Annotated in this window: 20 protein-coding genes and 1 pseudogene; 8 read left to right on the forward strand and 13 right to left on the reverse strand. The window is 73.3% G+C overall.

Translation table 11 applies throughout. The annotated features are described in order from the left end of the window. Nucleotides 1-31 precede the first annotated feature (31 nt). Entirely contained in the window at nucleotides 32-397 is a 366-nt protein-coding gene (locus tag QSK22_RS14295) for a cupin domain-containing protein (RefSeq protein ID WP_285494648.1), read from the reverse strand. 43 nt (nucleotides 398-440) lie between these two features. Beyond that, nucleotides 441-2,876: a MinD/ParA family ATP-binding protein gene (locus QSK22_RS14300; protein WP_285494615.1), complete on the reverse strand. Its 2,436-nt coding sequence runs from the start codon at nucleotides 2,874-2,876 to the stop codon at nucleotides 441-443. 178 nt (nucleotides 2,877-3,054) lie between these two features. Here QSK22_RS14300 and QSK22_RS14305 point away from each other — a divergent pair, with 178 nt between their 5' ends. Both QSK22_RS14305 and QSK22_RS14310 read left to right on the forward strand, forming a co-directional pair. Next, nucleotides 3,055-4,011 carry an NAD(P)H-quinone oxidoreductase gene (locus QSK22_RS14305; protein WP_285494616.1) on the forward strand — a complete coding sequence of 319 codons (957 nt, stop codon included), beginning with the start codon at nucleotides 3,055-3,057 and terminating at the stop codon, nucleotides 4,009-4,011. A 16-nt stretch (nucleotides 4,012-4,027) separates the two neighbouring features. Beyond that, nucleotides 4,028-4,585 carry a bacterial proteasome activator family protein gene (locus tag QSK22_RS14310; RefSeq protein WP_285494617.1) on the forward strand — a complete coding sequence of 186 codons (558 nt, stop codon included), beginning with the start codon at nucleotides 4,028-4,030 and terminating at the stop codon, nucleotides 4,583-4,585. A 32-nt stretch (nucleotides 4,586-4,617) separates the two neighbouring features. Here the strand turns inward: QSK22_RS14310 and QSK22_RS14315 are convergent, their stop codons facing one another. Together QSK22_RS14315 and serS are read right to left on the reverse strand one after the other, a co-directional pair. Beyond that, nucleotides 4,618-5,445, reverse strand: coding sequence for an HAD family hydrolase (locus QSK22_RS14315; protein ID WP_285494618.1), 828 nt, complete (start codon nucleotides 5,443-5,445; stop codon nucleotides 4,618-4,620). 400 nt (nucleotides 5,446-5,845) lie between these two features. After that, nucleotides 5,846-7,105, reverse strand: a complete 1,260-nt coding sequence (gene serS, locus QSK22_RS14320) for a serine--tRNA ligase (RefSeq protein WP_285494619.1) — start codon at nucleotides 7,103-7,105, stop codon at nucleotides 5,846-5,848. Between the two features lie 164 nt (nucleotides 7,106-7,269). On the opposite strand from serS, the gene QSK22_RS14325 reads away from it, so the two are divergent. Further along, nucleotides 7,270-7,923, forward strand: a complete 654-nt coding sequence (locus QSK22_RS14325) for a helix-hairpin-helix domain-containing protein (protein ID WP_285494620.1) — start codon at nucleotides 7,270-7,272, stop codon at nucleotides 7,921-7,923. A gap of 7 nt (nucleotides 7,924-7,930) precedes the next feature. On the opposite strand, the gene pheA is transcribed toward QSK22_RS14325, so the two are convergent. The 3 genes from pheA to QSK22_RS14340 all read right to left on the reverse strand — a co-directional run bounded on the left by pheA (nucleotide 7,931) and on the right by QSK22_RS14340 (nucleotide 10,844). Continuing rightward, entirely contained in the window at nucleotides 7,931-8,854 is a 924-nt protein-coding gene (pheA, locus tag QSK22_RS14330) for a prephenate dehydratase (RefSeq protein ID WP_285494621.1), read from the reverse strand. Between the two features lie 200 nt (nucleotides 8,855-9,054). Beyond that, nucleotides 9,055-9,507, reverse strand: a complete 453-nt coding sequence (locus tag QSK22_RS14335; protein ID WP_285494649.1) for a DUF4446 family protein — start codon at nucleotides 9,505-9,507, stop codon at nucleotides 9,055-9,057. Continuing rightward, the gene (locus tag QSK22_RS14340; protein WP_285494622.1) at nucleotides 9,507-10,844 is read right to left on the reverse strand and encodes a glycosyltransferase 87 family protein; all 1,338 of its coding nucleotides are present in this window, start codon (nucleotides 10,842-10,844) and stop codon (nucleotides 9,507-9,509) included. Before QSK22_RS14340 ends, QSK22_RS14335 begins: the two co-directional genes overlap by 1 nt. A 40-nt stretch (nucleotides 10,845-10,884) precedes the next feature. On the opposite strand from QSK22_RS14340, the gene QSK22_RS14345 reads away from it, so the two are divergent. Next, nucleotides 10,885-13,146, forward strand: coding sequence for a hypothetical protein (locus tag QSK22_RS14345; RefSeq protein ID WP_285494623.1), 2,262 nt, complete (start codon nucleotides 10,885-10,887; stop codon nucleotides 13,144-13,146). On the opposite strand, the gene mptB is transcribed toward QSK22_RS14345, so the two are convergent. The 3 genes from mptB to QSK22_RS14360 all read right to left on the reverse strand — a co-directional run bounded on the left by mptB (nucleotide 13,028) and on the right by QSK22_RS14360 (nucleotide 15,785). Continuing rightward, nucleotides 13,028-14,596: a polyprenol phosphomannose-dependent alpha 1,6 mannosyltransferase MptB gene (gene mptB, locus QSK22_RS14350; protein ID WP_285494624.1), complete on the reverse strand. Its 1,569-nt coding sequence runs from the start codon at nucleotides 14,594-14,596 to the stop codon at nucleotides 13,028-13,030. The two genes, QSK22_RS14345 and mptB, sit on opposite strands and share 119 nt — an antisense overlap. After that, nucleotides 14,593-15,318 (reverse strand): glycosyltransferase family 2 protein, encoded by a 726-nt coding sequence (locus tag QSK22_RS14355; protein ID WP_285494625.1) that lies wholly within the window; start codon nucleotides 15,316-15,318, stop codon nucleotides 14,593-14,595. The genes mptB and QSK22_RS14355 overlap by 4 nt, the downstream gene beginning before the upstream one ends. Before the next feature lie 131 nt (nucleotides 15,319-15,449). Continuing rightward, nucleotides 15,450-15,785: an STAS domain-containing protein gene (locus tag QSK22_RS14360; RefSeq protein WP_285494626.1), complete on the reverse strand. Its 336-nt coding sequence runs from the start codon at nucleotides 15,783-15,785 to the stop codon at nucleotides 15,450-15,452. Nucleotides 15,786-16,080: 295 nt separating this feature from the next. On the opposite strand from QSK22_RS14360, the gene QSK22_RS14365 reads away from it, so the two are divergent. Together QSK22_RS14365 and QSK22_RS14370 are read left to right on the forward strand one after the other, a co-directional pair. Next, nucleotides 16,081-16,446 (forward strand): hypothetical protein, encoded by a 366-nt coding sequence (locus tag QSK22_RS14365; protein WP_285494627.1) that lies wholly within the window; start codon nucleotides 16,081-16,083, stop codon nucleotides 16,444-16,446. Nucleotides 16,447-16,908: 462 nt separating this feature from the next. Continuing rightward, on the forward strand, nucleotides 16,909-17,652 hold the full coding sequence (locus tag QSK22_RS14370) for a hypothetical protein (protein ID WP_285494628.1): 744 nt from the start codon (nucleotides 16,909-16,911) through the stop codon (nucleotides 17,650-17,652). 603 nt (nucleotides 17,653-18,255) lie between these two features. Here QSK22_RS14370 and QSK22_RS14375 read toward each other — a convergent pair. Continuing rightward, entirely contained in the window at nucleotides 18,256-18,393 is a 138-nt protein-coding gene (locus QSK22_RS14375; protein ID WP_285494629.1) for a hypothetical protein, read from the reverse strand. Between QSK22_RS14375 and QSK22_RS14380 the strand changes: the two genes are divergently transcribed. Together QSK22_RS14380 and QSK22_RS14385 are read left to right on the forward strand one after the other, a co-directional pair. Beyond that, complete coding sequence (locus tag QSK22_RS14380) at nucleotides 18,392-18,562, forward strand: hypothetical protein (RefSeq protein ID WP_285494630.1); 171 nt, start codon at nucleotides 18,392-18,394, stop codon at nucleotides 18,560-18,562. The genes QSK22_RS14375 and QSK22_RS14380 overlap by 2 nt on opposite strands. Nucleotides 18,563-18,663: 101 nt before the next feature. Then, the gene (locus QSK22_RS14385) at nucleotides 18,664-20,232 is read left to right on the forward strand and encodes a long-chain-fatty-acid--CoA ligase (RefSeq protein WP_285494631.1); all 1,569 of its coding nucleotides are present in this window, start codon (nucleotides 18,664-18,666) and stop codon (nucleotides 20,230-20,232) included. Nucleotides 20,233-20,298: 66 nt separating this feature from the next. On the opposite strand, the gene QSK22_RS14390 is transcribed toward QSK22_RS14385, so the two are convergent. Both QSK22_RS14390 and tuf read right to left on the reverse strand, forming a co-directional pair. After that, complete coding sequence (locus QSK22_RS14390; RefSeq protein ID WP_285494632.1) at nucleotides 20,299-21,084, reverse strand: endonuclease/exonuclease/phosphatase family protein; 786 nt, start codon at nucleotides 21,082-21,084, stop codon at nucleotides 20,299-20,301. Nucleotides 21,085-21,438: 354 nt separating this feature from the next. Next, a pseudogene (gene tuf, locus QSK22_RS14395) lies at nucleotides 21,439-22,627 on the reverse strand (elongation factor Tu). Nucleotides 22,628-22,636 lie beyond the last annotated feature (9 nt).

Consider the following 22,636-nt stretch of genomic DNA (forward strand, 5'->3'; position numbering starts at 1 on the left):
GACCGACCGTGGACTGACGCGCCGGCCCGCCTCATTCTTCGGGGATGCGGTGGCCGGGGACGGACGGCCAGCGGACGGTCATGACGACGGCGTCCTCCTCCGCCTCCCACGAATGGTCGACGCCCGGCCCCCACACGACGTAGTCGCCCTGTTCGGACAGCACCACGTCGCCGTCCGGGAACTCCAGGCGGAAACGGCCGCTGATCAGTACGAGGAGTGCGGTGCGCCGGTCGCCCTCGGTCCAGCGGGCGCGCCGCTCACCGCGCGGGTGCACCCCCCACTTGATCTCCACGTCGCCGCTGTGCCGCAGGTCGCCGACCGGCTTGAAGTGGCCCAGCAACCAGCCCCGGTCGGCGGCGGCGTCGGCCGCGGCCCTGCCGACGTACACGTTGCGCATCACCGTGCCCGACGCCGACGGCCGGTACGCCGGCGCCGGACGGTCAGGACTGCGCACGCTTGACGGCGAAGCCGTCGCCGACCATGGCGGCCAGCTTCAGGTACGCCTCGCGGGTGGACGAGGCCAGCTGCTCCAGCTCGACCTCGGCGCCCTCCTCCAGGTGGTCGTCGTAGGGGATGCGGACGACCCCGCGGCAGCGGCTCTCGAAGTGGGCCTGCAGCTTGTCCAGGTCCACCTGGCTGCGGGTGCGGTTGCGGACCATCGACAGCACCACCACGCCCTCGCGGACCAGGTGGCCGTGGTCGTGGGCCTCCAGCCAGTCGAGGGTGGCGCTGGCGGAGCGGGCGCCGTCCACCGACGGGGAGCTGACCAGCACGAGCTGGTCGGCCAGGCGGAGCACCCCGGACATGGCCGAGTGCAGCAGGCCGGTGCCGCAGTCGGTGATGCAGATCGAGTAGAACCGCTCCAGCACCACGGCGACCGCCGCGTAGTCCTCGGCGCTGAACGCCTCGCTGATGGCCGGGTCGCGGTCGGAGGCCAGCACCTCCAGCCGGGCCGCGTTCTGCGAGGTGAAGCCGCGCACGTCGGCGTAGCGGTAGATCTTGTCGCGGTTGTTCAGCAGGTCGCGGACGGTGGCGGCGGTCTCCAGCCGCAGCTTGTCCGACAGCGTGCCGCGGTCGGGGTTGGCGTCCACCGCGATCACCCGGTCGCCGCGCAGCGACGCCAGCATGGAGCCGAGCCCGACGGTCGTGGTGGTCTTGCCCACGCCGCCCTTCAGCGACATGACCGCGACCCGGTGGTGGCCGGACTGCACCGGGGTGCGGGCGCGGGCGATGAGGTCCTTGCGGCGCAGCTCGGCCTGCGACTCGCTGGGGTGGATGCTGCCGCCGGTGGCCTTGTAGACGGCGCGGCGCCACCCGCCGGAGGGGGCGATGCGCCGGTGGCCGAGCAGGTTCTCCGAGCTCAGGGCTTCGGCGCTCTGCGGCGGAGGCGGCCCCTGCGGAGCCTGGGGAGCCTGCGCGGCCGGCTGCGCAGGGGGCTGCGCGGGCGCCGGAGGGTAGCCCGGGGGCGGACCGTCGAAGCCGGGCACCGGGTTGCTGTTGGGGTCGTACTGCGGCATGGGGGCGGGCGGCTGAGGCGCGCCGTAGGGCTGCCCCGGCTGCCATGGCTGGCCTGCGTACGGCGGCTGGACCGGCGGTTGCCCCGGTTGGCCCTCGTACGGCACCTGCACGCCCGGCTGGCCGGGCGGCACGGGCTGATCCTGCTGGACGGGCTGGGGCGGCTGGCCCTGCTGGACAGGCGTCTCCTCGGCCCCGGCGGGCGGGCTCTGGACGTCGCCCTGCTGCGGGGCGGGACCGCCGGACTGGTCGCCGGGGTACGGCAGCTGCTCCAGAGGCGGCGTCGCCTGCTCACCGGACGGCGCCTGCTCACCGGACTGCGCCTGCTCACCGGACTGCGCCTGCTCGGTGGACGGCGCCTGCTCCTCAGCGGGCGTCGTCTGCTCACCGGCCGACGATGCCTGCTCCCCGGCGGGTGGCGCTTGTTCCCCAGCGGGCGGTGCCTGCTCGTACGGAGGCGACACCTGCTGGTACGGAGGCGACACCTGCTGGTACGGGGGGGACATCTGCTGGTACGGGGGTGGCACCTGCTGATAGGGCGGCGGCGCCTGCTGGTACGGGGGCGATGCCTGCTCGTACGGGAACGGCGACAGTTCGTACACGGTCGGCGGCGGGTCCTGGGCAGGCGGCCCCGGCTGGAAGGGAGGGGGAGCCGGCTGCGCAGGCCGGTTCTCGGAGGCGGGCGGGGGCTGCGGGCCGGGGTGCTCCCCCGGTGGAGGCGGCGTCGGCCCCAGGTCCCCCGGCAGCGGAGGCGGAGGCATCTGGCCCGCGTCGTACGGCGGTGCGTAACCGGAGATGCCCGCGTACGGCGGGGGCAGCATGCCGCCGTCGAACGGCTGCGGCATCGGGCTGCCGTCGTACGGCTGGGGCGGCGGCGGTGGCGGCTGCTGACCCGCGTCGAACGGCTGGGGCGGCCCGTACTGGGGCATGGGAATGTCCCCGTAGGGCGGGAAGCCCGGATGCTGCTGTGCGTCGGCCGGAGGTTGCTGTGCCGCCGGAGGGGCGCCCTGGAAAGGCGGCGGCGGAGCCGACAGCCACGGCTCGGCGGGCGTCTCGCTTTGCGGGGGGCTCGCCGCGGGCTCGTTTCCGGACGCGTCCGGGGCCGGACGCTGCGCCGTCTCGGCCTGCGCGACCGTGCCCTCGTCCGCGGGGGTGCCCTCCGCGTCCGACGCCCCCTGGGCCGGCGAGGCGGCGTCGTCGGAGGCCGCGGCCGCCGCGGGCGGCGACTCGGCGGCGGGCTTGACCGGCTCCTCTCCGCCCGGTTCGCCGGGCGGGGACGTCTCGGCGCCCTGGCTGCTCATCGCGTCCAGAGATGCCAGGCGCTCCTCCAGCGACCGTCCGTCGTGCTCGTTCCTCGCCACCGGTTCTCCCCTCGACCCCGCCTCGAACGATCCTTTGGAGCTGGTTGGCATGACCCCACGCGGCAGGATACCCGTGCGCCTTTACCATGCGCCTCCGCTCAAGATCCACTCCTGCCGCCTGACGGGCCGTCCGGATATCGGGGGATGGGCGTGCCGAAGGGCCGGTAGCGTGATCCGTATGCATGCCATCGTCATCCGTGAACCGGGGGACGCCGACGTCCTGGAATGGACGCGGGTCCCCGATCCGGAAGCCGGGCCCGGCGAAGTGCTCATCGACGTGGCGGCCAGCGCGGTGAACCGGGCCGATGTGATGCAGCGCCGCGGCTTCTACCCGCCGCCGCCGGGCGCTCCCCCGTATCCGGGCCTGGAGGTGTCCGGCCGCGTGGCCGCGCTCGGCGAGGGCGTGACGGGCCTGCGGGTCGGCGACGAGGTGTGCGCCCTGCTCGGCGGCGGGGGATACGCCGAACGGGTGGCGGTCCCCGCGGGGCACGTGCTGCCGGTGCCGCGCGGCGTCGGCCTGATCGAGGCGGCGGGCCTGCCCGAAATCGCCTGTACGGTGTGGTCGAACGTCTTCATGCTGGCCGGGCTGCGCGAGGGCGAGACGTTCCTGGTGCACGGCGGTGGCAGCGGCATCGGCACCATGGCGATCCAGCTCGCGAAGGTGCACGGGGCGCGGGTGCTGTGCACGGTGGGCAGCGCGCAGAAGGCCGAACGCTGCCGCGAGCTCGGCGCCGACGAGGCGATCAACTACCGCGAGGACGACTTCACCGAGTACGGCCCGTTCGACGTCATCCTCGACAACATGGGCGCGGCGTATCTGGCGCGCAACGTGTCGGCGCTGGCCGTCGGCGGCCGGTTGATGATCATCGGGCTGCAGGGCGGCCGCCGCGCCGAGCTGGACCTGAACGAGCTGCTGCGCAAGCGGGCGCTGGTGCACGCGACGTCGCTGCGGGCGCGTCCCGCCGAGGAGAAGGCCGAGATCGTCGCGGCGGTGCGCGAGCACGTGTGGCCGCTGCTGGAGTCGGGGGCGGTGCGTCCGGTGGTGGACCGCACGGTCCCCATGGCGGACGCGGCGCGGGCCCACCGGCTGCTGGAGGACAGCGTGCACGTCGGCAAGATTGTCCTGACCGTCTGAAACCACTGGAGACAGCATGAACGAGTCTGCGCAGAACCCGTCCGGAGGCCGGGCCGAGCAGGAGCCGCAGGTTCTGGTGGTCGGCCCGAACGGCATCGCGGTGGAGGGCGGCAAGTCCGAGGGCGGTGACGAGAAGTCGGTCACCGACATGGTGGAGCAGCCCGCCAAGGTCATGCGGATCGGCAGCATGATCCGGCAGCTGCTGGAGGAGGTGAAGGCGGCCCCGCTGGACGAGGCCAGCCGGGCCCGCCTCCGCGAGATCCACCGGTCGTCCATCAAGGAGCTGGAGGACGGCCTGGCGCCCGAGCTGATCGGGGAGCTGGAGCGGCTGTCGCTGCCGTTCACCGAGGACGCGGTGCCGAGCGAGTCCGAGCTGCGCATCGCCCAGGCCCAGCTGGTGGGCTGGCTGGAGGGGCTGTTCCACGGCATCCAGACCACGCTGTTCGCCCAGCAGATGGCGGCGCGGGCCCAGCTGGAGCAGATGCGCCGCGCCCTGCCGTCCGGGATGATACCGCAGCCCCAGCAGGGCGACGAGGGGGAGCAGCGCCGCCGCCAGTCCGGCCCTTACCTGTAGGCCGGGCGGCGGCGCCGGTCACCGCGCTGCGATCAGCGGGCCCCGTCCTCCGGAACGCCGGGAAAGAGCTTTTCGAGGACCTGGGCGACGCCGTCGTCGTCGTTGCCCGCCGTGGTGTGGGTGACCGCCGCCAGCACCACGGGATGCGCGTTGGCCACACCGTAGGAGGTGCCCGCCCAGGTCAGCATCGGCAGGTCGTTGGGCATGTCGCCGAACGCCACCACGTCGGCGGGCGGGATGCCGTGCTCGGCGCACAGCTCGGCCAGGGCGCTGGCCTTGGTGACGCCGTGCGCGCTCATCTCCAGCAGGCCGCTTCCCGACGAGTGCGTGACGGTGACCAGGTCGCCCACGGCCTCGCGGGCCTTGACCGACAGCGAGTCCGGGTCGGCGTCGGGGTGGAACGCCAGCAGCTTGGTGCCGCCGCGGCTGACCAGCGTCTCGCCGTCCACCGCCCGCCCGCCCAGCGCCTCGGCGTCCCAGCTGCCCAGGTTGTAGCTGGCCTCGAACACGAACCCGTGCGGGTACTCCACGGCGAACCGCAGCTCGGGGATCGCCGCGCGCAGCCGCCGCACCGTCTCGGCGAGCACCTCGGGGGCGATCAGCCGAGTGCGCAGCACCGTCTCGGTGTGCAGGTCGTACACCACCGCCCCGTTGGCGCAGATGGCCACGCCCCGGTGCCCGACGGCCTCGGCGACGGGACGCATCCAGCGCGGCGGCCGTCCGGTGACCATGACCAGCAGCGCGCCCGCGCGCTCCACGCGGGCGAGGGCGTCGACGGTGCGGGGCGAGAGGGTGCCGTCGGAACGCACGATCGTCCCGTCGAGGTCGGTGGCGACCAGGCGCGGCATGGTTCGAGACATGTCACCTTCCCGTCGGGCCGCGTCCCGGGTCGTCGCGCATCGAAGGGGTTGGTGTGACGACGGCGGGCACGGCTGGGACACACCATAGGCGATATGTCAGACAGTGACCTTCGGAGGCCCACGGCCCGGCCGTCTGCCGTGCGGATCTCCCGCAGGCCGGACAGACAAATCATGACGGGGCGGGCGGGTGCGATTCCGGGAAGTTGCGACGACGCGCCCTCCGCGCCGGTCCGCCACGCCGCGCACAGTGATACGCGCATCGGAGTTCGTGTTCTGGGCCGTGCTGGTCGAGGGCCTGCCCAGGGGGTGGCGCCGGGGAAAGCGGGCGGAACGCGGCGGCGGGGCGCCTCCGGCGTGGTAGCGGGAGGCGACCCGCCGCGTACGGTCGTCCGGCCGGTGCTCAGTGCTTGACGGGCTCCAGCACCTCCAGGCCGAGGTACTTCTGCAGCGCCTTCGGCACGCGCACCGTCCCGTCGGCCTGCTGGTGGTTCTCCAGGATCGCCACGATCCACCGGGTGGTGGCCAGCGTGCCGTTCAGCGTCGCGACGGGCTGGTTGCGGCCGTCCTCGTCCCGGTACCGCACCGCCAGCCGCCGCGCCTGGAAGTCGGTGCAGTTGGACGTCGAGGTCACCTCGCGGTAGGTCCGCTGCGACGGCACCCACGCCTCGCAGTCGTACTTGCGGGCCGCGCTGGCGCCCAGGTCGCCGGCCGCCACGTCGATCACCCGGTACGGCAGCTCGACCTTGGCGAGCATCTCCTTCTCCCACTCCAGCAGCCGCAGATGCTCGGCGTGGGCGTCCTCCGGACGGCAGTAGGAGAACATCTCGACCTTGTCGAACTGGTGCACCCGGATGATGCCCCGGGTGTCCTTGCCGTAGGAGCCGGCCTCCCGGCGGAAGCAGGACGACCAGCCCGCGTACCGCCGGGGCAGCCCGTCGATGATCTCGTTCATGTGGTACGCGGCGAGCGGCACCTCGGACGTGCCCACCAGGTACAGGTCGTCCTGCGGCAGCTGGTAGACCTCGGCGGCGTGCGCGCCGAGGAACCCGGTGCCCTCCATGGCCTCCGGCTTGACCAGGACCGGCGGGTACATCGGGACGAACCCGGCGGCGACCGCCTGCTCCATGGCCAGGTTGAGCAGCGCCAGCTGCAGCCGGGCGCCGACCCCGGTCAGGAAGTAGAACCGCGCGCCGGACACCTTGGCGCCGCGCTCCATGTCGATCGCGCCGAGGCTCTCGCCCAGTTCGAGGTGGTCCTTGGGCTCGAAGTCGAACTGCGGGGGCTCGCCGATGTGCTCCAGGACGACGAAGTCCTCCTCGCCGCCGGGCGGGGCGCCCTCCTCGATGATGTTCGGGACGGTCTTCAGCAGCGCGTCCAGCTCGGCGCCGAGCCGGTCGGCCTCGGCCTCGGCCTCCTTGACCTGCTGCGCCAGCTCCTTGGCGCGGGCCAGCAGCCGCTGCCGCTCGTCGCCCTGCGCCTTCGACACCGACTTGCCGAAACTCTTCTGCTCGGCGCGCAGCCGCTCGAATGCCGACTGCGAACTGCGCCGCCGCTCGTCCAGGTCGAGCAGCGTGTCGACGACGGTCTCGTCCTCCCCGCGGGCGCGCTGCGAGGCGCGCAACCGCTCGGGATCCTCTCGAAGAGCTCGCAGGTCAATCACACACCCGAGGCTACCGGTGCGGCGCCCTCAACGCGCGCGAGTATCCGCGGCGTCGTCGTCTGCGGGCCGGCGGTTTACCCGCCAGGGCGTCCAATAGCGGACGTCTGCCCTTGCAACCGACTTATATCGCCGAACGTCAAAAAGGCGACAACGGGGAGAAAATCATGGCGCAGGCGACACTGAAGCGGCGGGGGTTGAGCATCGCGTGGGCGCTGAGCCCGGTGCTCACCTTGGGGATCGTGAGCCCCTTCATCTTCGCCTTCGCGGCGGCCCGGCTGAGATCCCGGCTGCTGTGGCTGGCGACCGGCATCTACTTCGTCGCCTGGACGGTCATGTTCATCACCGCCGGCTTGCCCGACAGCGGCCCGGGGGACGCCGCCTTCAGCATCGCGTTGATGATCGTGTGGATGGGTGCCACGGTCCACGCCTTCGCCATCCGCGACCGCGTCTTCTTCCAGGCGCCGGACCACCGCTCGGCCGCGTTCCAGCGGGCCCAGCTGGAGGTCGAGCACCGCCGCGAGCTGCGCCGGCGGGCGATGGAGATCGTCAACCGCGACCCGGCGATGGCCATCGAGATGCGCATCGGCCGGCCCGACCTGCCCCGCGCCTTCGACGACGGCGGGCTGGTGGACGTCAACCACGCCCCCGCCCCCGCCCTGGCAGCGGTCCTGGGCATCACGCCCGAGCAGGCGCACCAGCTCGTCCAGGTGCGCGAGCGCTGCGGCGGCTTCGTCTCCGCCGAGGAGGCCGCCGCGCTGGCGGGGCTGCCCCCGGCCCTCACCCCGCGGCTCGCCGAGTACGGGGTGTTCCTGCGCTGACCGGGGGTCAGGAGCGGCCGCTGCGGATGGAGCGCAGCCAGGCGGCGGCCTCGGTGAAGTCGGCGTCGTGGGTGCCGCGGCGGATCTCCGGGCGGACCTGGTCGGCCCGGGGGTAGGAGCCGAGGAACCGCACGTCGGCGCAGATGCGGCGCAGGCCCATCAGCGCCTCGCCGACGCGGGCGTCCTCGACGTGCCCCTCGAAGTCCATCCAGAACAGGTACGAGCCCAGGCCCGCGCCGGTGGGCCGGGACTGGATCAGCGTCAGGTTGATGCCGCGCATGGCGAACTCGTTGAGGATCTCCAGCAGGGCGCCGGGGTGGTCCTCGCCGATGAAGGCGACCACGGTGGTGCGGTCCATGCCGGTGCGCGGCGGCGGGACGCAGGGGCGCCGCAGCTCGATGAAGCGGGTCACCGCGTCGGCCACGTCGTGGATGTCCTCGGCCAGGACCGACAGCTTGTAGCGGTCGGCGGCGAACGCCCCGGCCAGCGCGGCGTCGTAGTGGCCGTCGGCGACCCGCTGGGCGGCCTCGGCGTTGGACGTGGCGGCCCGCCACTCGGCGTCCGGGACGTTCTCGGCCAGCCAGCGGCGGCACTGCGGCTGCGCGTGCGGGTGCGAGGCGACGGTCTTGATGTCGGCGAGCGTGGTGCCGGGCCGCACCAGCAGCGCGAACGACACCGGCAGATGCACCTCGGCGACGATCTGCAGCGGCTCGCCGGTGGCCAGCTCGTCCAGCGTGGTCGGCACCGAGCCCTCGACGGAGTTCTCCAGCGCGACGACCGCCGCGTCGGCGTCGCCGCGGCGCAGGGCGTCCAGCGCGGCGGGCACGGTCTCGTACGGCACCTGCTCGGCGCCCTCCGCGTCCGGCAACCGGCGCAGCGCGGCCTCGGTGAATGTGCCTCGGGGACCGAGGAACGCGTACGTCCTGGTCACGTGACGCCCCCCGGCCGTGTGCACGCTTGTCCCAATGGCATGTGAATGACTCCTCCGCCGCGCAGAGAACGCGCGGCGGGCTGTGTGACAGGTGGTACGGACGTCGAGTCTACGTGCCCGTACGGTCCGGCACCGGCAAAGAACCGATCATGGAACCGTCACGAACGCGGCGGAGTGCCGGCGCCGAGCCCGGGGAAGAGTCAGGCGCGGGGTGAGGGGGTGCGGTCGCCGAAGTCGGCGAGCGGGTCGTCCATGGTGACGACGGGGCCCTTGCCCAGACGCGCGGCGCGCAGGACCTGGTTCTCCTCGGGGGACAGCTTCTCCAGGGGGTGGCCGTCGCGCACCGGCTTGGCGTAGGTGCGGGTCTCGGTACGGCCGTTGATGGAACTGATCACCACGCCGTCGCCGTTGGCGTTGATCAGGGCGAGCGAGAACGACCGGTGCCCCGCCATCTCCTTGAGCGCGTCGTAGTGGACGATGGCCAGGTCGCGCAGGGCATGGCCGTCCACCGTTCCGGCGGAGAGCTGAAGTTGCCGCCGCAGCATCGCACCGCACTCGTCGACGACCTGGTTCACCCTGTTGTGGGCCACCACCGCGATGGACAGACCGGCCACCCCGGCGACCAGCCCGGCGACGGCCACCGCTACCAGCATCACGCAGTGAGCGTACCGACACCGCTCTCCCGGCGCGATGAACTGTCGCAAACAGGCCGCCCGGACAACCGGTCGACCAGCCGTCGCCCGAGCAACACGATCAGTGCCAGCGCGGCCAGCCCGAAGCAGCTCTGGATGATCCGCCCGACCACGAGTGAGGGGATCGAATGGTCGGGGCCGATCAGCCGGGTCCCCCACCACGGCAGCGGGAACAGGAAGTACAGCCAGATCAGCCCGGCGAACAGGCATCTGCGCATGTCCCGCCCGTCGCCCAGCACCGCGCCGATCACCGGGATGATCCACACGAGATGGTGGATCCAGCCCACCGGCGACAGCAGCACCGACAGCAGGCCGGTGATCGCGACGCCGGCCAGCAGGGCGGAGCGGGCGTCCGGGCCCGGCGGCATCGCGTCGGCGGCGAGCGTCGCGCGGCGGGCCAGCCGGAACCCGTGGTAGCCCACGTAGGCGACCAGCGCCAGCCACAGCAGGCTGGTGACCGGGCCGGGCAGGTAGAGCCGGGCGAGCATGCCGTTGATGGCCTGGTTGGTGGTGCCGTTGACGGCGCCGGTGCGGTCGCCGCCCTCCAGCAGTGCGCCGAACCAGTAGTCGACCGAGTCGCCCGGCAGCAACGCGAACCCGGCCAGACTGGCGACGGCGGCGGTCAGCACGGCGTTGGCGGCCGCGTCCCGCCGCCCGGTGATCCAGAAGTAGATCAGAAAGACGCCCGGCACCAGCTTGATCGCGGCGGCCAGGCCGACCAGCAGGCCGCGCGGCCAGCGCGGCGTCCGCACGCAGCAGTCGGCCAGGCACATCGCCAGCAGGAACAGCCCCACCTGGCCGAACCGCGCCTGGTCGTACACGGGGACGAGCCAGGCCGCGGCGCCGACGAGCGCGCCCGCCGCCGGCGGCGCCCAGCGGCCCGCCCGCCGGATCAGGTCGCGGAACGACAGCCACACCACGATCGCCAGCGCGACGTACAGCAGCACCATCCACGTCACCTGGGCCGCGCCCCACGACATGAGGGTGAACGGCACCGCCAGCGCGGCAGCGATCGGCGGGTAGGTGAACGGCAGCAGCTGCGGCGGCTGGGTGAGCACCTCGTACAGCGGCGCCCCGCGCAGGACGGCGCGTCCGCCGTCCCGGTACACCTCCAGGTCGACCATGCGCTGGTCCGGGGGGTTGGTCAGCCAGTGGACGACGATCGGCGCGACCGCCGCCACCACGACGCAGATCCCGGCCGCCAGGATCAGCAGGTTCGCCGGCGAGGCCGCCGGTGCGGACGGGGCCGGCGCCGCCCGCCGGCGTTTCGGCTGGTCCGTCCCGATACGTTCGCCCATGTCCCCATCCTGATGTAAGCCGCCCACTACCCTGGCACGCATGACGCATCGGGGGGCGGCGGCCGAGACGCGCAGGGTCGTGGCGACCATTGTGGCGGTCGGCGCGGCGCTGCTCGCGCTGTTCGCCGTGTCGTCCCCTCGCGCCCACGCCGCCTCCGCCCGCTCCGCTGCCGCGCCCGCCGGACGGGTCGCGATCATCGGCATCCCCGGGCTCAAGTGGAAGGACGTCACCCGCGGCGGGACGCCGACGCTGTGGCGGCTGACCGGGCAGGGCGCCGCCGGCGCGCTCAGCATCCGCACCACCCGGGTCAACACCTGCCCGATGGACGGCTGGCTCACGGTGTCGGCGGGGCAGCGGGCCCGGCTGGCGCACGGCGACTGCGCACTGCCCTCGGCGCCGGTGACGGCCGCGCGGCCCGGGGCGCAGGAGGGCGCGCCGCCGGAGGGCGGGGCGCTGGCCCCCGGCTGGCAGACGATCAAGGACGACAACTCGCGGACCTCCTACCACGCCCGGGTGGGCCTGCTCGGCGATGCGGTGCGCGGCGCGGGCGGCTGCACCCTGGCCGTCGGGCCGGGCGCCGTGTTCGGGCTGGCCGACGGGGCGGGACGCGTGGACCGGTACGCCCCGTCCCCCGACAAGGTGCCCGCCGCCGACTGGTCGCGGTGCGCGCTGATCGGGGTGGAGATCGACGACATCTTCCGCGCCTACCTGACCGCGGGGGTGGACGCCGAGGGCGAGCAGGTACCCGTAACCGGCCGCGCCCGCGCGCGCGCCGCACGCGCGGCGGACCAGCGGGTCGCCCAGGTGCTGGCGGGTCTCCCCCAGGGCACCACGGTGCTGGTGGCGGGGCTGTCGGACACGGGCATCAAGCCGCACATCCGCGTGGCCATAGCCCAGGGGCCCACCGGAGAGGGCGGCAAGACGTACCAGCCGGGCTACCTGACGTCCAGCGCCACCCGGCAGACCGCCCTGGTCACCCTCACCGACCTCACCGCGACCACGTTGCAGGTGCTCGGGCTCCCCCAGCCCAAGGAGGCGGTCGGGTCGGCGTGGCGCACGTCCGGGGGCGGCGACGCCACGACCATGGGAAAGGTCGACCGGCTGCGGGACGAGGACGTCGCCGCCCAGGCGATCCGGCACGTGCAGGGCGGTTTCTGGTGGGTGCTGGGGGGCGCCCAGCTGCTGCTCTACGGCATCGCGGGCGTGGCGCTGCGGCGGCGGTGGAACGTCCCCGCGTCCCGGGCGCGCATCCTGAGCACGACGCGGTTCATCGCCCTGGTCGGGGGCGCGGTCCCGGTCGCCACATTCCTGACCGGCATGGTGCCGTGGTGGAACCTGCCGTACCCGACGCCGGCGCTCATCGCCACCGTGCTGGGGTTCAGCGTGCTGGTGGCCGCGCTGGCGTGGGCGGGGCCGTGGCGCGGCTCGCTGCTCGGCCCCGGGCTGGCGATCGCGGCCGTGACCGCCCTGACTCTGGCGGCGGACGTCATGGCCGACTCGCGGCTGCAGCTCAACACGCTGATGGGCTACAACGCGATCATCGCCGGCCGGTTCTACGGGTTCGGCAACCAGGCGTTCTCGCTGTTCGCGGCGGCGGCGATCCTGACGGCCGCATGGCTGGCCGAGCGTCCGGTGCAGGCGGGCCGCCGGGTCGGCGCCGTGGCGGTCATCGCGGCGGTCGGAGCGGCGGCGGTCGCGGTGGACGGCCTGCCCGCCTGGGGCAGCGACTTCGGCGGCGTGATCGCGATGGTGCCCGCGTTCGCGGTCCTCGGCCTGATGGCCACCGGGCAGCGGGTGTCGGCGCTGCGGGTCGGGCTGTTCTGCCTGCTGGGCGCCGCGCTGGTGCTGCTGATCTCCTACGTCAACTCGCGCAGCGCCAACCCGACGCACCTGGGCCGGTTCTGGCAGGACCTGATGAACGGCGACGCCTGGGACGTGGTGGTGCGCAAGTTCGGCGCCATGCTGCGCAGCCTGGGCTACTGGCCGTTCACGCTCGCGCTGGCCGCCGCCATCGCATTTTTGTACTTCGTGCTGATCCGTCCGCTGAAGTGGCGGGCCTCGCTGCTGGAACGGCTGTACGAGCGGTGCGCGACGATGCGTCCCGCGCTGGTGTGCGCGCTCACCGTCGGGGTGGTCGGCACGCTGGTGAACGACTCGGGCGTGGTGATCCTGTCGGTGGCGTTCAGCCTGGCGACCCCGCTGCTGCTCGCGGCGGCGGTCCGGGCGCTGGAACTGGATCTGGCCGCCGAAGGCACAGCCGCACCGCAGCGATCAGGATCACCGTCAGCATCACCGGGATGACGCCCGGCCGCGCCACGTCCAGCAGGAAGTCCAGCGAGGACGGCAGCCCGATCAGCTTCGGGTCGCGGGCGGGCAGGTAGCCGAGGCTGAGCGCGCCGGTGTGCGCCAGCAGCACCCAGTCGAACCGCGACCACGGCAGCAGCGCCAGCGCCGCCCACGCGAACCCGCTGTACCAGGGCAGCTCGTAGGGCGTGGCCAGCAGCCAGGCCAGCACCAGCGCCGCCGCGACCCGTTCGCCCTCGACGCCCGTGCCGGCGGCCCCCTCGGCGGGACGGGCGCGGGGCAGGGCGCGGGCCAGCAGCACCGCCAGCACCGCGAACAGCGCCAACCAGCCGATCTTGATGAAGACGCGGTTCTGCCGGCCGAGCAGCAGGTCGGCCAGATGCCAGGGGGTGGCCAGCGACACCTGGTCGGCGGCCCGCCTGAGCTGGTCGAACGTGTGCGGTCCGGTGAACGCGTAGGTGGCCGCCGTCACCGCCAGCGCCCCCGCGGCCAAGGCCGCCAGGCGGAGTGCGGCGGCGCCCCGGCCCCCCGGCGCGCGGCCGTCGCGGGCCAGCGCCCAGGCGAGCCCGCCGCCGACGAGCGCGGCGGGCACCTTGATCGCGCCGCCGACGGCGATCAGCGCCCCGGCGCCCAGCGAGCGCGGCACCGTGCCGGGACGGCCGCGCCGCGCCGCGAACAGCGCCAGCCCCGCCACCATCGGGCAGACCGCCAGCGCGTCGTTGTGTGCGCCGCCGACCAGGTGGTACAGCAGCAGCGGATTGCACGTCCACAGCAGCGCGACCCGCAGCCGCCGTTCGGCGGTGCCGGCGGTGCGGTAGAGGATCCAGGCGGTCAGCGCGAACGCCAGCGCGTTCAGCAGCGACAGCACGAACACCGTCAGCCGCACCGAGTCGCCGCCGACCCAGGACGCCAGGGCCTGCGTGCCGGTCGCGACGGGCCCGTACACCGACGGGGTGCGCCGCCACTCCTCCACCTCGCTGATCACCGGGTCGCCGGGCACGTCCACCGCGCGGGTGACGTAGGGGTCGTGCCCGGTGACCGCCATGCGGCCGTAGGCGGCGTAGTTGAGGTGGTCGGCGGACCCGACCGGCGGCATCAGCGCGAACGCCGCCGTCACCAGCAGCCCCGCCGCCATCAGCGCGCCCGGATGGAACCGCCGGCCCTTGTGCACGGCGCGCCAGCACAGCGCCAGGCCCGCCGTCCCGGTTATCATTCCGGCTGCGACCAGGCCGATCACCAGGTGCGGCGACGGGTGGACGGTCAGCGAGTAGGGCGGTTGCCCGGCCGGGCCGCGCAGTTCGGGCTGCATGGCCGAAGGGCCCAGCAGGGCCGTCAGCAGGAAGCAGGCGAGGCTCGTCCCGACGGCGGCGAGGCCGATGCGGGCCCCGGCGGCGCCGGTGCCGCTCGCCGCGCCGGAGGATGCGGCACCGGGACGAGACGGGGTCACGGCAGGCGGGTGCCGCGCAGCAGCCGCGCCACGGCCGGTTCGCGCACGGCCAGGGCGCGCGCCACGTCGCGGAACTGCCGGGCCCGGTGCAGCTGGGACCGCCAGTCGGTGCCGGTGGCCCGGTGCGCCAGCGGCACCTCCACCTCGGTCACCCTGAATCCCCGGCGCAGCAGGTCGATGGTCAGGGCGGTCTCGACGCCGAACCCGGCGGCCAGCGGACGCGCCGCCTCGAACGCGGCCCGGGTCAGGCAGCGCTGCCCGTTGAGCGGCTGCGTCGCCTCCCAGCCGGTGGCGCGCCGGATGCCCTCCCGCGACAGCCGCACCACGAACCCGTGCCCGCCCAGCTTGACCGTGGTGGAGAACACCGCGATCGCCATGTCGGCCTCGCCGCGCCGCACCGGCTCGACGAGCGGGGCGGCGTCGCGGGCGGTCTCGGCCAGGTCGGCGTCCAAGAACAGCAGGTGGCGCGGCTCGCGGCGGTCGTCGTCCAGTAGCCGCACCGCCTCGGCGCCGCTCTCCATCGCCGCGCCCTTGCCGCGGTTGCGGCCGTGCCGCACCACCTTGGCCCCAGCCTGCTCGGCGACCCGGGCGGTGCCGTCGGCGGAACCGTCGTCGACCACCACGACCAGCCCGGCGCCGGGCAGCTCCAGCGCCGCCTTGACGGTCGCCGCGATCCGGTCCGCCTCGTCCTTGGCCGGGATGACCACCGCTACGTCCTGCATACGGGCGATCGTAGTGCGGGTTCGCGGGGACCGCCCGCCAACGGCAGCGACCCGCGGGGTCGTTCCCCCGCGGGTCGCTCGTCGTTCACGCGGTCGTCGGCGCCGGGCCCCGGATCTGCCGAGGCGCCGGATCAGCCGACGTCGAGGACAGGCACCGCGTCGCACACGGTGAACACCGTGTCCAGTCCGGTCACCTGCAGGATGCGCCGGACGGCCGGGCGCGGCGCGGCCAGCTCCAGCGAGCCGCCCTGCTCCTTGAGCCGCTTCATGGCCGCCAGCAGCACGTTCATGCCGGTCGAGTCGCAGAATTCGACGCCGCTCAGGTCGACGACGATGCGGTCGACCGGCTCGCGCAGCAGGCCGGCCAGGGCGGCCTGCAGACGCGGCGCGGTGTACAGGTCGAGCTCGCCCGTCGCTGTGACGACGGCGTTACCTCCCTGAGACGCGGTCGAGACATTCAGCTCCACGATCGGCACACTATCGGGCCGAGCGGCGACGGGCCAGGGGGTTGCCCGAACCGCCGTGTCCCTGCGTCCGGTACGTATGACCTTGGTGTATGACATTGGGTAATGTCTTGATTGCAGCACTTGGCGGGCTCCTCCCGCTATGGGGGTCTCCCTTGGGTGCGGACTGTGTAATTCCCCTCCGCGCGGCCCAAGAATTAGGGGACGCTGAGCGGGTGCGACAGCGGCAGAGGCAGGCGGCGGGCCCCGGACGGCGCCCCGCGAGCCCGGCGGCGACCCCGCGCGGGGGGTGCCGCGCGTGAAGACCGAGCGAGACCCGCGCGAGGTCCGGCTGCGCGAGCGCATCGAGGCGATCCGGGCCCGGTCGGCGAAGTCGACCCCGTGGCGTTCGTCCGTCCAGTACCTGTCCCGACTGGTCAACGACACCGGGCATGTCCCGGTCAAGGTGCGGCTGTCACGCGAGGACCTGTCGTTCTTGGCGGGCGCCCGGGAAGAGGTGATCATGCTGGCCGACCTGGCGGTCCGCCTGATCGAGCTGCACCGGCCGCAGGACTCGGGCGGCATCACCAGCGACCCGGACAGCCCCATCCGCCGCTGCCGCGCCTGCATGTGGCGCTGGCCCTGCCCCACCTTCCGCGCCATCGACGAATCCGTGACCCGCTGACCCGCCCACCCCGCCCCCCGACCTCGCCCCCGCACGAGCGACGAGCACTGCCGACCGAACACCTGCGCTCCTGCGTGCACGCAGGCAGTCGGCCGCGGCCGGCACGCCGGTACCGGTGTGGCAGTCGAGGTCACGACGGGGCGGGGAAGTCGCGGAGGGCGGCGCGGGAGCGTGCGGTGGGGAGGCTCGCCCTGCGGTGGTGCGCTGCGCCTGGTGGTTCCTCGGCTCGTTCCGAACGAGGCGTTCGGCTCAGCCGGTCGCCGCGGGCGTCCGGGGGTTCGGCAGGCCGGGCGTCCAGGGCCGACCACTCCCCCGAGGTATCGCATGAACGCACCTTCCGTCATCGCGCTGCTTCTCCTCGCGAGCGCGGTCTGTTGCGTGCTCGGCTACCTGTACGCCCGTGAAGGCGCGGGCGCGGGGGCGCGTCACCGGGTTGTTATGGACGGTCTGTTTAATGGCCGCATGTCCTCGACCCGGACCGCCCCCTCCGGCGGAGCGCCGATCGTGGCGTTGCTGATCGGCGGCGCCGCCGCCACGGCGATCAACGCGCTGTTGGTGATCATTTACATCTACCTCGTCATCGAGATGGGCCAGGATCCCGACGAGCCGGTCTTCGACGTGTACGCCACGATCGAAAGCGTGGTGGTGGGGGCGGCCGTCTCCGGGCCGTTGCTGTTCACCCGTCCGCGCGGGCCGGTGGCGCCGATTCTGGCGGTCGTGTTCGCAGTTTTCGCCGACGTCGTCGGGGACATCCTCGGCTACTACGGCTACGGCCTGATGCACGGCACAATGCCGAGGTTGGAGTACATCAACGTGTACTTCCGCACCTTCGGCCACTACACCGCGTTCGTCTGGTTCCTGTTCCTGCTGGGGCCCGTCGTGGCGGCGGCACTGGCCGGGCTGCGCGTCATGATGGCGGGCCGGGCGGCCCAGCAGCAGCCCGCCGCCGGGCCATGGGGGGCGCCGCAGCCTCCGGGCGGCCCGTACACGCCGCCCCCGGTAGGCAGCGGGTACGCGGCGCCCGGGGCCGGTGGGCCGTACGCGCCGCCGCCCGGAGGGTACGGGCAGCCCGCCCCCGGGCAGCCGTACCCCGCACAGCCGAACCCGGGGCAGCAGCCGTATCCGGGTGCTCCCGGCCAGCCGAACCCGGGGCAGCAGCCGTATCCGGGTGCTCCCGGCCAGCCGAACCCGGGGCAGCCGGGGTAGCCGGGGCAGGACGTCCCCCCGCCGCAGTAAGCAGCAAACCCGTAGGGGACGCCCGGCCAGGGCGCGGCCCCACAAGCCCGGCCGTCGGTTGCGGCGATGCTCCGATCGCGCGACGTCGGCAGGTGAAGGCGGGCTCGGACGGGGCCAAGGCGGTATCCCCGCGCGCTCTTCCAGCAGCGCGTAGGCGTTGCGGTCGACCAGCACGACGGCCACCGCCGGCGCGCCGGACGGTGCGGCGCCGGCGGGGGCCGTGGCGCGCCGGTCGGTGAGTGCGCGCAGCCGGTCGCGGGCCGGCAGCAGCACCGAGCCGAGCGCGATCAACCAGGGCACGACGGCAGCTCGGGGGCCCTGGCAGCCACGTTACGAAGAGACCTGCCCCGAGGGGCGGCCGGGTCCCTATCAGCGGTCCATCGACGCCACCAGACCGGGTGAACCCCAGGATCATCAACCACAGGGACGATCAGTCATGCATGGCCCGGCGACCAAGATTCCCGCTTGCCGGGGACACGAAGAAGGTAACGGGCGGTCGGTGGTCAACCGGCTTTGTTCGGCTCTATGGCCGACGCCCGCACCGTCGCGTGCCCGAGGCCCTCAGCAGCCCGGTCAGGGGGTCTCGCGCAACGCGGCCGGCCCTGACTCCGTCTCAGGGTGGCGTTCCGCCTTCGGGTGGGTGAGCGCGGCCGCCTGGTCGTCCCACAGGGTGATGACGCGTCCGGCACCGCGCAATACCGTGAGAGGCATGGGACGAACAATTCTGATGGTCGTCGGCGTGATTCTCGCCCTGTGGCTGCTCATGAGCGTCATCGGCTGGATCCTGTCGATGCTGAAGCTGTTCTTCTTCGTCGGCTTCGTCGCGGTGCTGGTCTTCCTGGTCGTCACCCTGGTCGCCAAGGGCGCCAAGAGCAGATAGCGCGGGCCGGGCCGCGGAATCTCGCGGGGGCCCTTGCCGCCGCCCGCCGGTGACCTCATGATGCGCAAACAACCGTGGTCACCGGCGAAAGGGGATCCTCCGTGCCAAGCCTGACCCAGGTGCTGCGCGAACGCGCGCAACGTCATCCGGACCGGCTCGCCTACATCGCGGGCGACGTTCAGATCACCTACCGGGACTTCGACCGGCGCGCCGACCAGGTGGCGGCGGCGCTGGCCGCGGCCGGGGTCGGGCCCGGCGACCGGGTGGCCATTCTCGACAAGAACTCCCTGGAGTACGCCGAACTGCTGTTCGGCGCGGCCCGCGTAGGCGCCGCGGAGGTGCCCATCAACTACCGCCTCGCGCCCGACGAGGCGGCCTACATCGTCAACAACGCGCAGGCGAAAATCTTGGTCGTCGGCCCCGAGTTCGTGCAGGTGCTGGACGCGGTCGCGGGGAAGCTGGAGCACACCACCCACCTGGTGGTCATCGGCGGCTCCGGGCACGCCTACCGCGACTACGCCGAGTGGACGGGCGCCCACGAGCCCCCGGCCTCGCCCCCCGACGCCGATGCCGACACCGCCGAGGTGTTCGTCCAGCTCTACTCGTCGGGCACCACCGGGCTGCCCAAGGGCGTGATGCTCACCCACGACAACTTCAACGCGGTGCTGCCGCTCAGCAACGAGCTGTGGGGCATCGACGACGACACCGTGATGATGGTCGCGATGCCGATGTACCACGTGGCGGGCTGCGCGCTCACCGTGTGCACGGTGTTCGACGGTCTCACCGGCGTGATCGTGCGCGAGCCCGACCCGGTCGCCATCGCCCGCGCGATCGAACGGCACCGGGTGACGCACGTGTTCCTCGTCCCGGTGCTGCTGCAGTTCATGCAGCTGATGCCCGAGGTGCGCGAGGCGGACCTGTCCAGTCTGCGGCTGCTGCTGTACGGCGCGTCCCCGATCAGCGAGGAGGTGCTGCGCGGCGCCATGCAGCTGCTGCCCGGCGCCGGGTTCATGCAGGTCTACGGGCTGACGGAGACCACCGGCGCGATCACCTACCTGCCGCCGGAGGACCACGACCCGGGCGGCCCGAACGCGCACCGGCTGCGCAGCGCGGGCATCCCCAACCCGACCTGCCGGCTGCGGATCGTCGACCCGGCGACGCTGGAGGAGATGCCGCGCGGGCAGGTCGGCGAGATCCTGTGCCAGACGCCGCAGAACATGAAGGGCTACTGGGGGATGCCGGAGGCCACCACCGCGGCGCTGCTGGAGGACGGCTGGTTCCGCACCGGCGACGCCGGATACCTGGACGAGGACGGCTACCTCTACATCCACGACCGGGTCAAGGACATGATCATCTCCGGTGGGGAGAACATCTACCCGGCCGAGGTGGAGAACGTGCTGATGAGCCACCCCGGCATCGCCGACTGCGCGGTGATCGGTGTGCCGCACGAGCGGTGGGGCGAGACGCCCAAGGCGTTCGTCGTGCCCGCCGAGGGCGCCGAGTTCTCCGAACAGGAGATCATCGACTACTGCCGGGAACGGCTGGCGCACTTCAAGTGCCCCACGTCCGTCGAGCGCCGCGACGCCATCCCGCGCAACCCCACCGGCAAGATCCTCAAGAAGGACCTGCGCAGCCCGTACTGGCAGGGCCAGGACCGCGCCGTCCACTGAGCCCGGTGGATCCGGGGGCGGGCGCCGCGCGGTGCCCGCCCCCGCGTCCCGCCGTGGACGGCCGGGTCAGCGGGCCTCGATGACCGCTTCGTAGTCGGGGAAGCGGACGACCGCGCCGACCGGCCGGTGGTCGGACGAGCGCACCGGCGTCTCCGGCACCCCGCACGAGATCCCGGCGGGCCCGGAGGCGAACAGGTAGTCGGTCTTCTCCACCGCCGTGCCGTTCGCGTCCTGCCGGGTCTTGGCACCGGTGCGGGCGGTGCCGGGCCCCTGGTCGCATTCGGCGTAGTCGCGGTAGAGCACATCGAGGTTGCGGGACTCGGGCTGCTCGCCGAGGTCGCCGCCGAACACGACGCGTCCCGTCCCGGCCGCCTCGGCGACCTTCTGCGCCTGCTTGCCCCGCCATTGGCCGTTCGGGTCGTCGTCCCAGCCGGTGCCGCTCAGCCGCGCCGTGCACAGCTTGGTGTGCCAGGCGGCCGCATGACCGCACAGCATGACCCGCCGCACACCGGCGGACGGCGACGGCAGCTCCGTGGTGCGCACGTCGGTGAGGCGTTCCCGGGAACCGATGGCCACGCCGAAACTCCCCTGCCCGTTGGCGCACTTGCGCGCCGCGCCGTCGGACCCCCGGTACGCGGCGAACTCCCAGCTCCACGCCTTGAACCGGGACGTCTTGCGCAGCGCGGCCACGTGGCCGGAGCAGACGTCCTGCAGGAACACCGCGTCCATGGTGACCTTGCGACCGCCGACGCGGACGTCCGCCACCTGGCGGGGAATGGCGCGGACCAGGTCGGCCGGACGCGACCCGAGCGGGCATCCGGACGCCGAGTCGCCGCAGACGTTCCAGGTCATCGCGGTGACGGTGGCCGCGGGGACCTCCCGTGCCCCGTCAGAGAGGGCCGGTCCGATGGCAGGGGCCCCCTCGATCGCGGCACCGGCGCCGGCGGTCACCACGACCGCCGCGGCGCCGCACACGGCAAGCAGGGGGATCAGGGCGCGCGGGGCTCGCACTCGTTCTCCAGGTCGGGACAGAAACACGGGGAATGATCACGAATCCCACCACATCGGGATCATGTCCGCCAGCGATTCGCCCGCACCCGGGCCTTCTGTCCCGAAACTTGGTGACCACCCGGCCACCCGATGGGTCGGCGCGGCGCCCCCGCCGGCGGGCTCCCCTCGGAAGGAGAGCCCGCCGGCGGACGCGGCCTACTCGTCCACCACGGCGATGACGGTGCCGGCGCCGACCGTGCGGCCGCCCTCGCGGATCGCGATGGCCGAGGCCCTCGGCCATCGCGACCGGCTTGCCGAGCTCGACCGCCATCTCGACGGTGTCGCCCGGCATCGCCATGGCGCCCTCGCCGCCGAGGTCCACGCCGCCCACCACGTCGGTGGTGCGGAAGTGGAACTGCGGCCGGTAGCCGTGGAAGAACGGCTTGCTGCGGCCGCCCTCCGCCGCGGTCAGCACCCGCACCCGGGCGCGGAACCGGGTGTGCGGGCGGATCGCACCCGGCGTGCTGATCACCTGGCCGCGCCGGACCTGGTCCCGCTTGACACCGCGCAGCAGCATCGCGGTGTTGTCCCCCGCCTCGGCGTGGTCCATCGCCTGCCCGAACGTCTCCAGGCCGGTGGCGACGGTGGCGATCGTGTCGCCGAGCCCGACGATCTCGACGGGGTCGCCGACCCGGATCGCGCCCTGCGCCACCACGCCGGTCACGACGGTGCCGCGGCCGGTGATGGTCAGCACGTTCTCCACCGGCATCAGGAACGGCCGGTCGAGCACCCGCTCGGGGACGGGCACGTAGGCGTCGATCGCGTCCAGCAGCTCCACGATGCGGGCCGTCCAGTACGGGTCGCCCTCCAGCGCCCGCAGCCCGGACACCCGGACCACCGGCACCTGGTCGCCGGGGAACCCGTACTCCGACAGCAGCTCGCGGACCTCCAGCTCCACCAGGTCGAGCAGCTCGGGGTCGTCGACCGCGTCGGCCTTGTTAAGCGCGACCACCACGTGCCGCACGCCCACCTGGCGGGCCAGCACGATGTGCTCGCGGGTCTGCGGCATCGCGCCGTCCTGCGCCGACACCACCAGCACCGCCCCGTCGATCTGCGCCGCGCCGGTGATCATGTTCTTCACGTAGTCGGCGTGGCCGGGCATGTCGACGTGGGCGTAGTGCCGGGTGGCGGTCTCGTACTGGACGTGGCCGATGTTGATGGTGATGCCGCGCTCGCGCTCCTCGGGGGCTCGGTCGATGCGCTCGAACGGCACGGCCGCGGCCAGCCCGCGCTCGGCCAGCACCTTGGTGATGGCGGCGGTCAGCGTGGTCTTGCCGTGGTCGACGTGCCCCATCGTGCCGATGTTGAGATGCGGCTTGCTCCGTTCGTACAGCGGCTTGGCCATCTCGATTCG

It is taken from the genome of Actinomadura sp. NBRC 104425 (assembly GCF_030269545.1).
Taxonomy (GTDB): Bacteria; Actinomycetota; Actinomycetes; order Streptosporangiales; family Streptosporangiaceae; genus Spirillospora; species Spirillospora keratinilytica.

What these genes read in the sequence shown, in the direction of transcription:
- QSK22_RS14325 (WP_285494620.1), top strand. Translation starts at nt 7,270, where the DNA reads ATGGCGCAGGCGACACTGAAGCGGCGGGGGTTGAGCATCGCGTGGGCG.
- QSK22_RS14390 (WP_285494632.1), bottom strand. Translation starts at nt 21,084, where the DNA reads ATGACCTGGAACGTCTGCGGCGACTCGGCGTCCGGATGCCCGCTCGGG.
- QSK22_RS14370 (WP_285494628.1), top strand. Translation starts at nt 16,909, where the DNA reads ATGTCCTCGACCCGGACCGCCCCCTCCGGCGGAGCGCCGATCGTGGCG.
- QSK22_RS14305 (WP_285494616.1), top strand. Translation starts at nt 3,055, where the DNA reads ATGCATGCCATCGTCATCCGTGAACCGGGGGACGCCGACGTCCTGGAA.
- QSK22_RS14310 (WP_285494617.1), top strand. Translation starts at nt 4,028, where the DNA reads ATGAACGAGTCTGCGCAGAACCCGTCCGGAGGCCGGGCCGAGCAGGAG.
- QSK22_RS14340 (WP_285494622.1), bottom strand. Translation starts at nt 10,844, where the DNA reads ATGGGCGAACGTATCGGGACGGACCAGCCGAAACGCCGGCGGGCGGCG.
- QSK22_RS14355 (WP_285494625.1), bottom strand. Translation starts at nt 15,318, where the DNA reads ATGCAGGACGTAGCGGTGGTCATCCCGGCCAAGGACGAGGCGGACCGG.
- QSK22_RS14375 (WP_285494629.1), bottom strand. Translation starts at nt 18,393, where the DNA reads ATGCCTCTCACGGTATTGCGCGGTGCCGGACGCGTCATCACCCTGTGG.
- QSK22_RS14335 (WP_285494649.1), bottom strand. Translation starts at nt 9,507, where the DNA reads ATGCTGGTAGCGGTGGCCGTCGCCGGGCTGGTCGCCGGGGTGGCCGGT.
- QSK22_RS14295 (WP_285494648.1), bottom strand. Translation starts at nt 397, where the DNA reads ATGCGCAACGTGTACGTCGGCAGGGCCGCGGCCGACGCCGCCGCCGAC.
- QSK22_RS14380 (WP_285494630.1), top strand. Translation starts at nt 18,392, where the DNA reads ATGGGACGAACAATTCTGATGGTCGTCGGCGTGATTCTCGCCCTGTGG.
- QSK22_RS14345 (WP_285494623.1), top strand. Translation starts at nt 10,885, where the DNA reads ATGACGCATCGGGGGGCGGCGGCCGAGACGCGCAGGGTCGTGGCGACC.
- QSK22_RS14315 (WP_285494618.1), bottom strand. Translation starts at nt 5,445, where the DNA reads ATGTCTCGAACCATGCCGCGCCTGGTCGCCACCGACCTCGACGGGACG.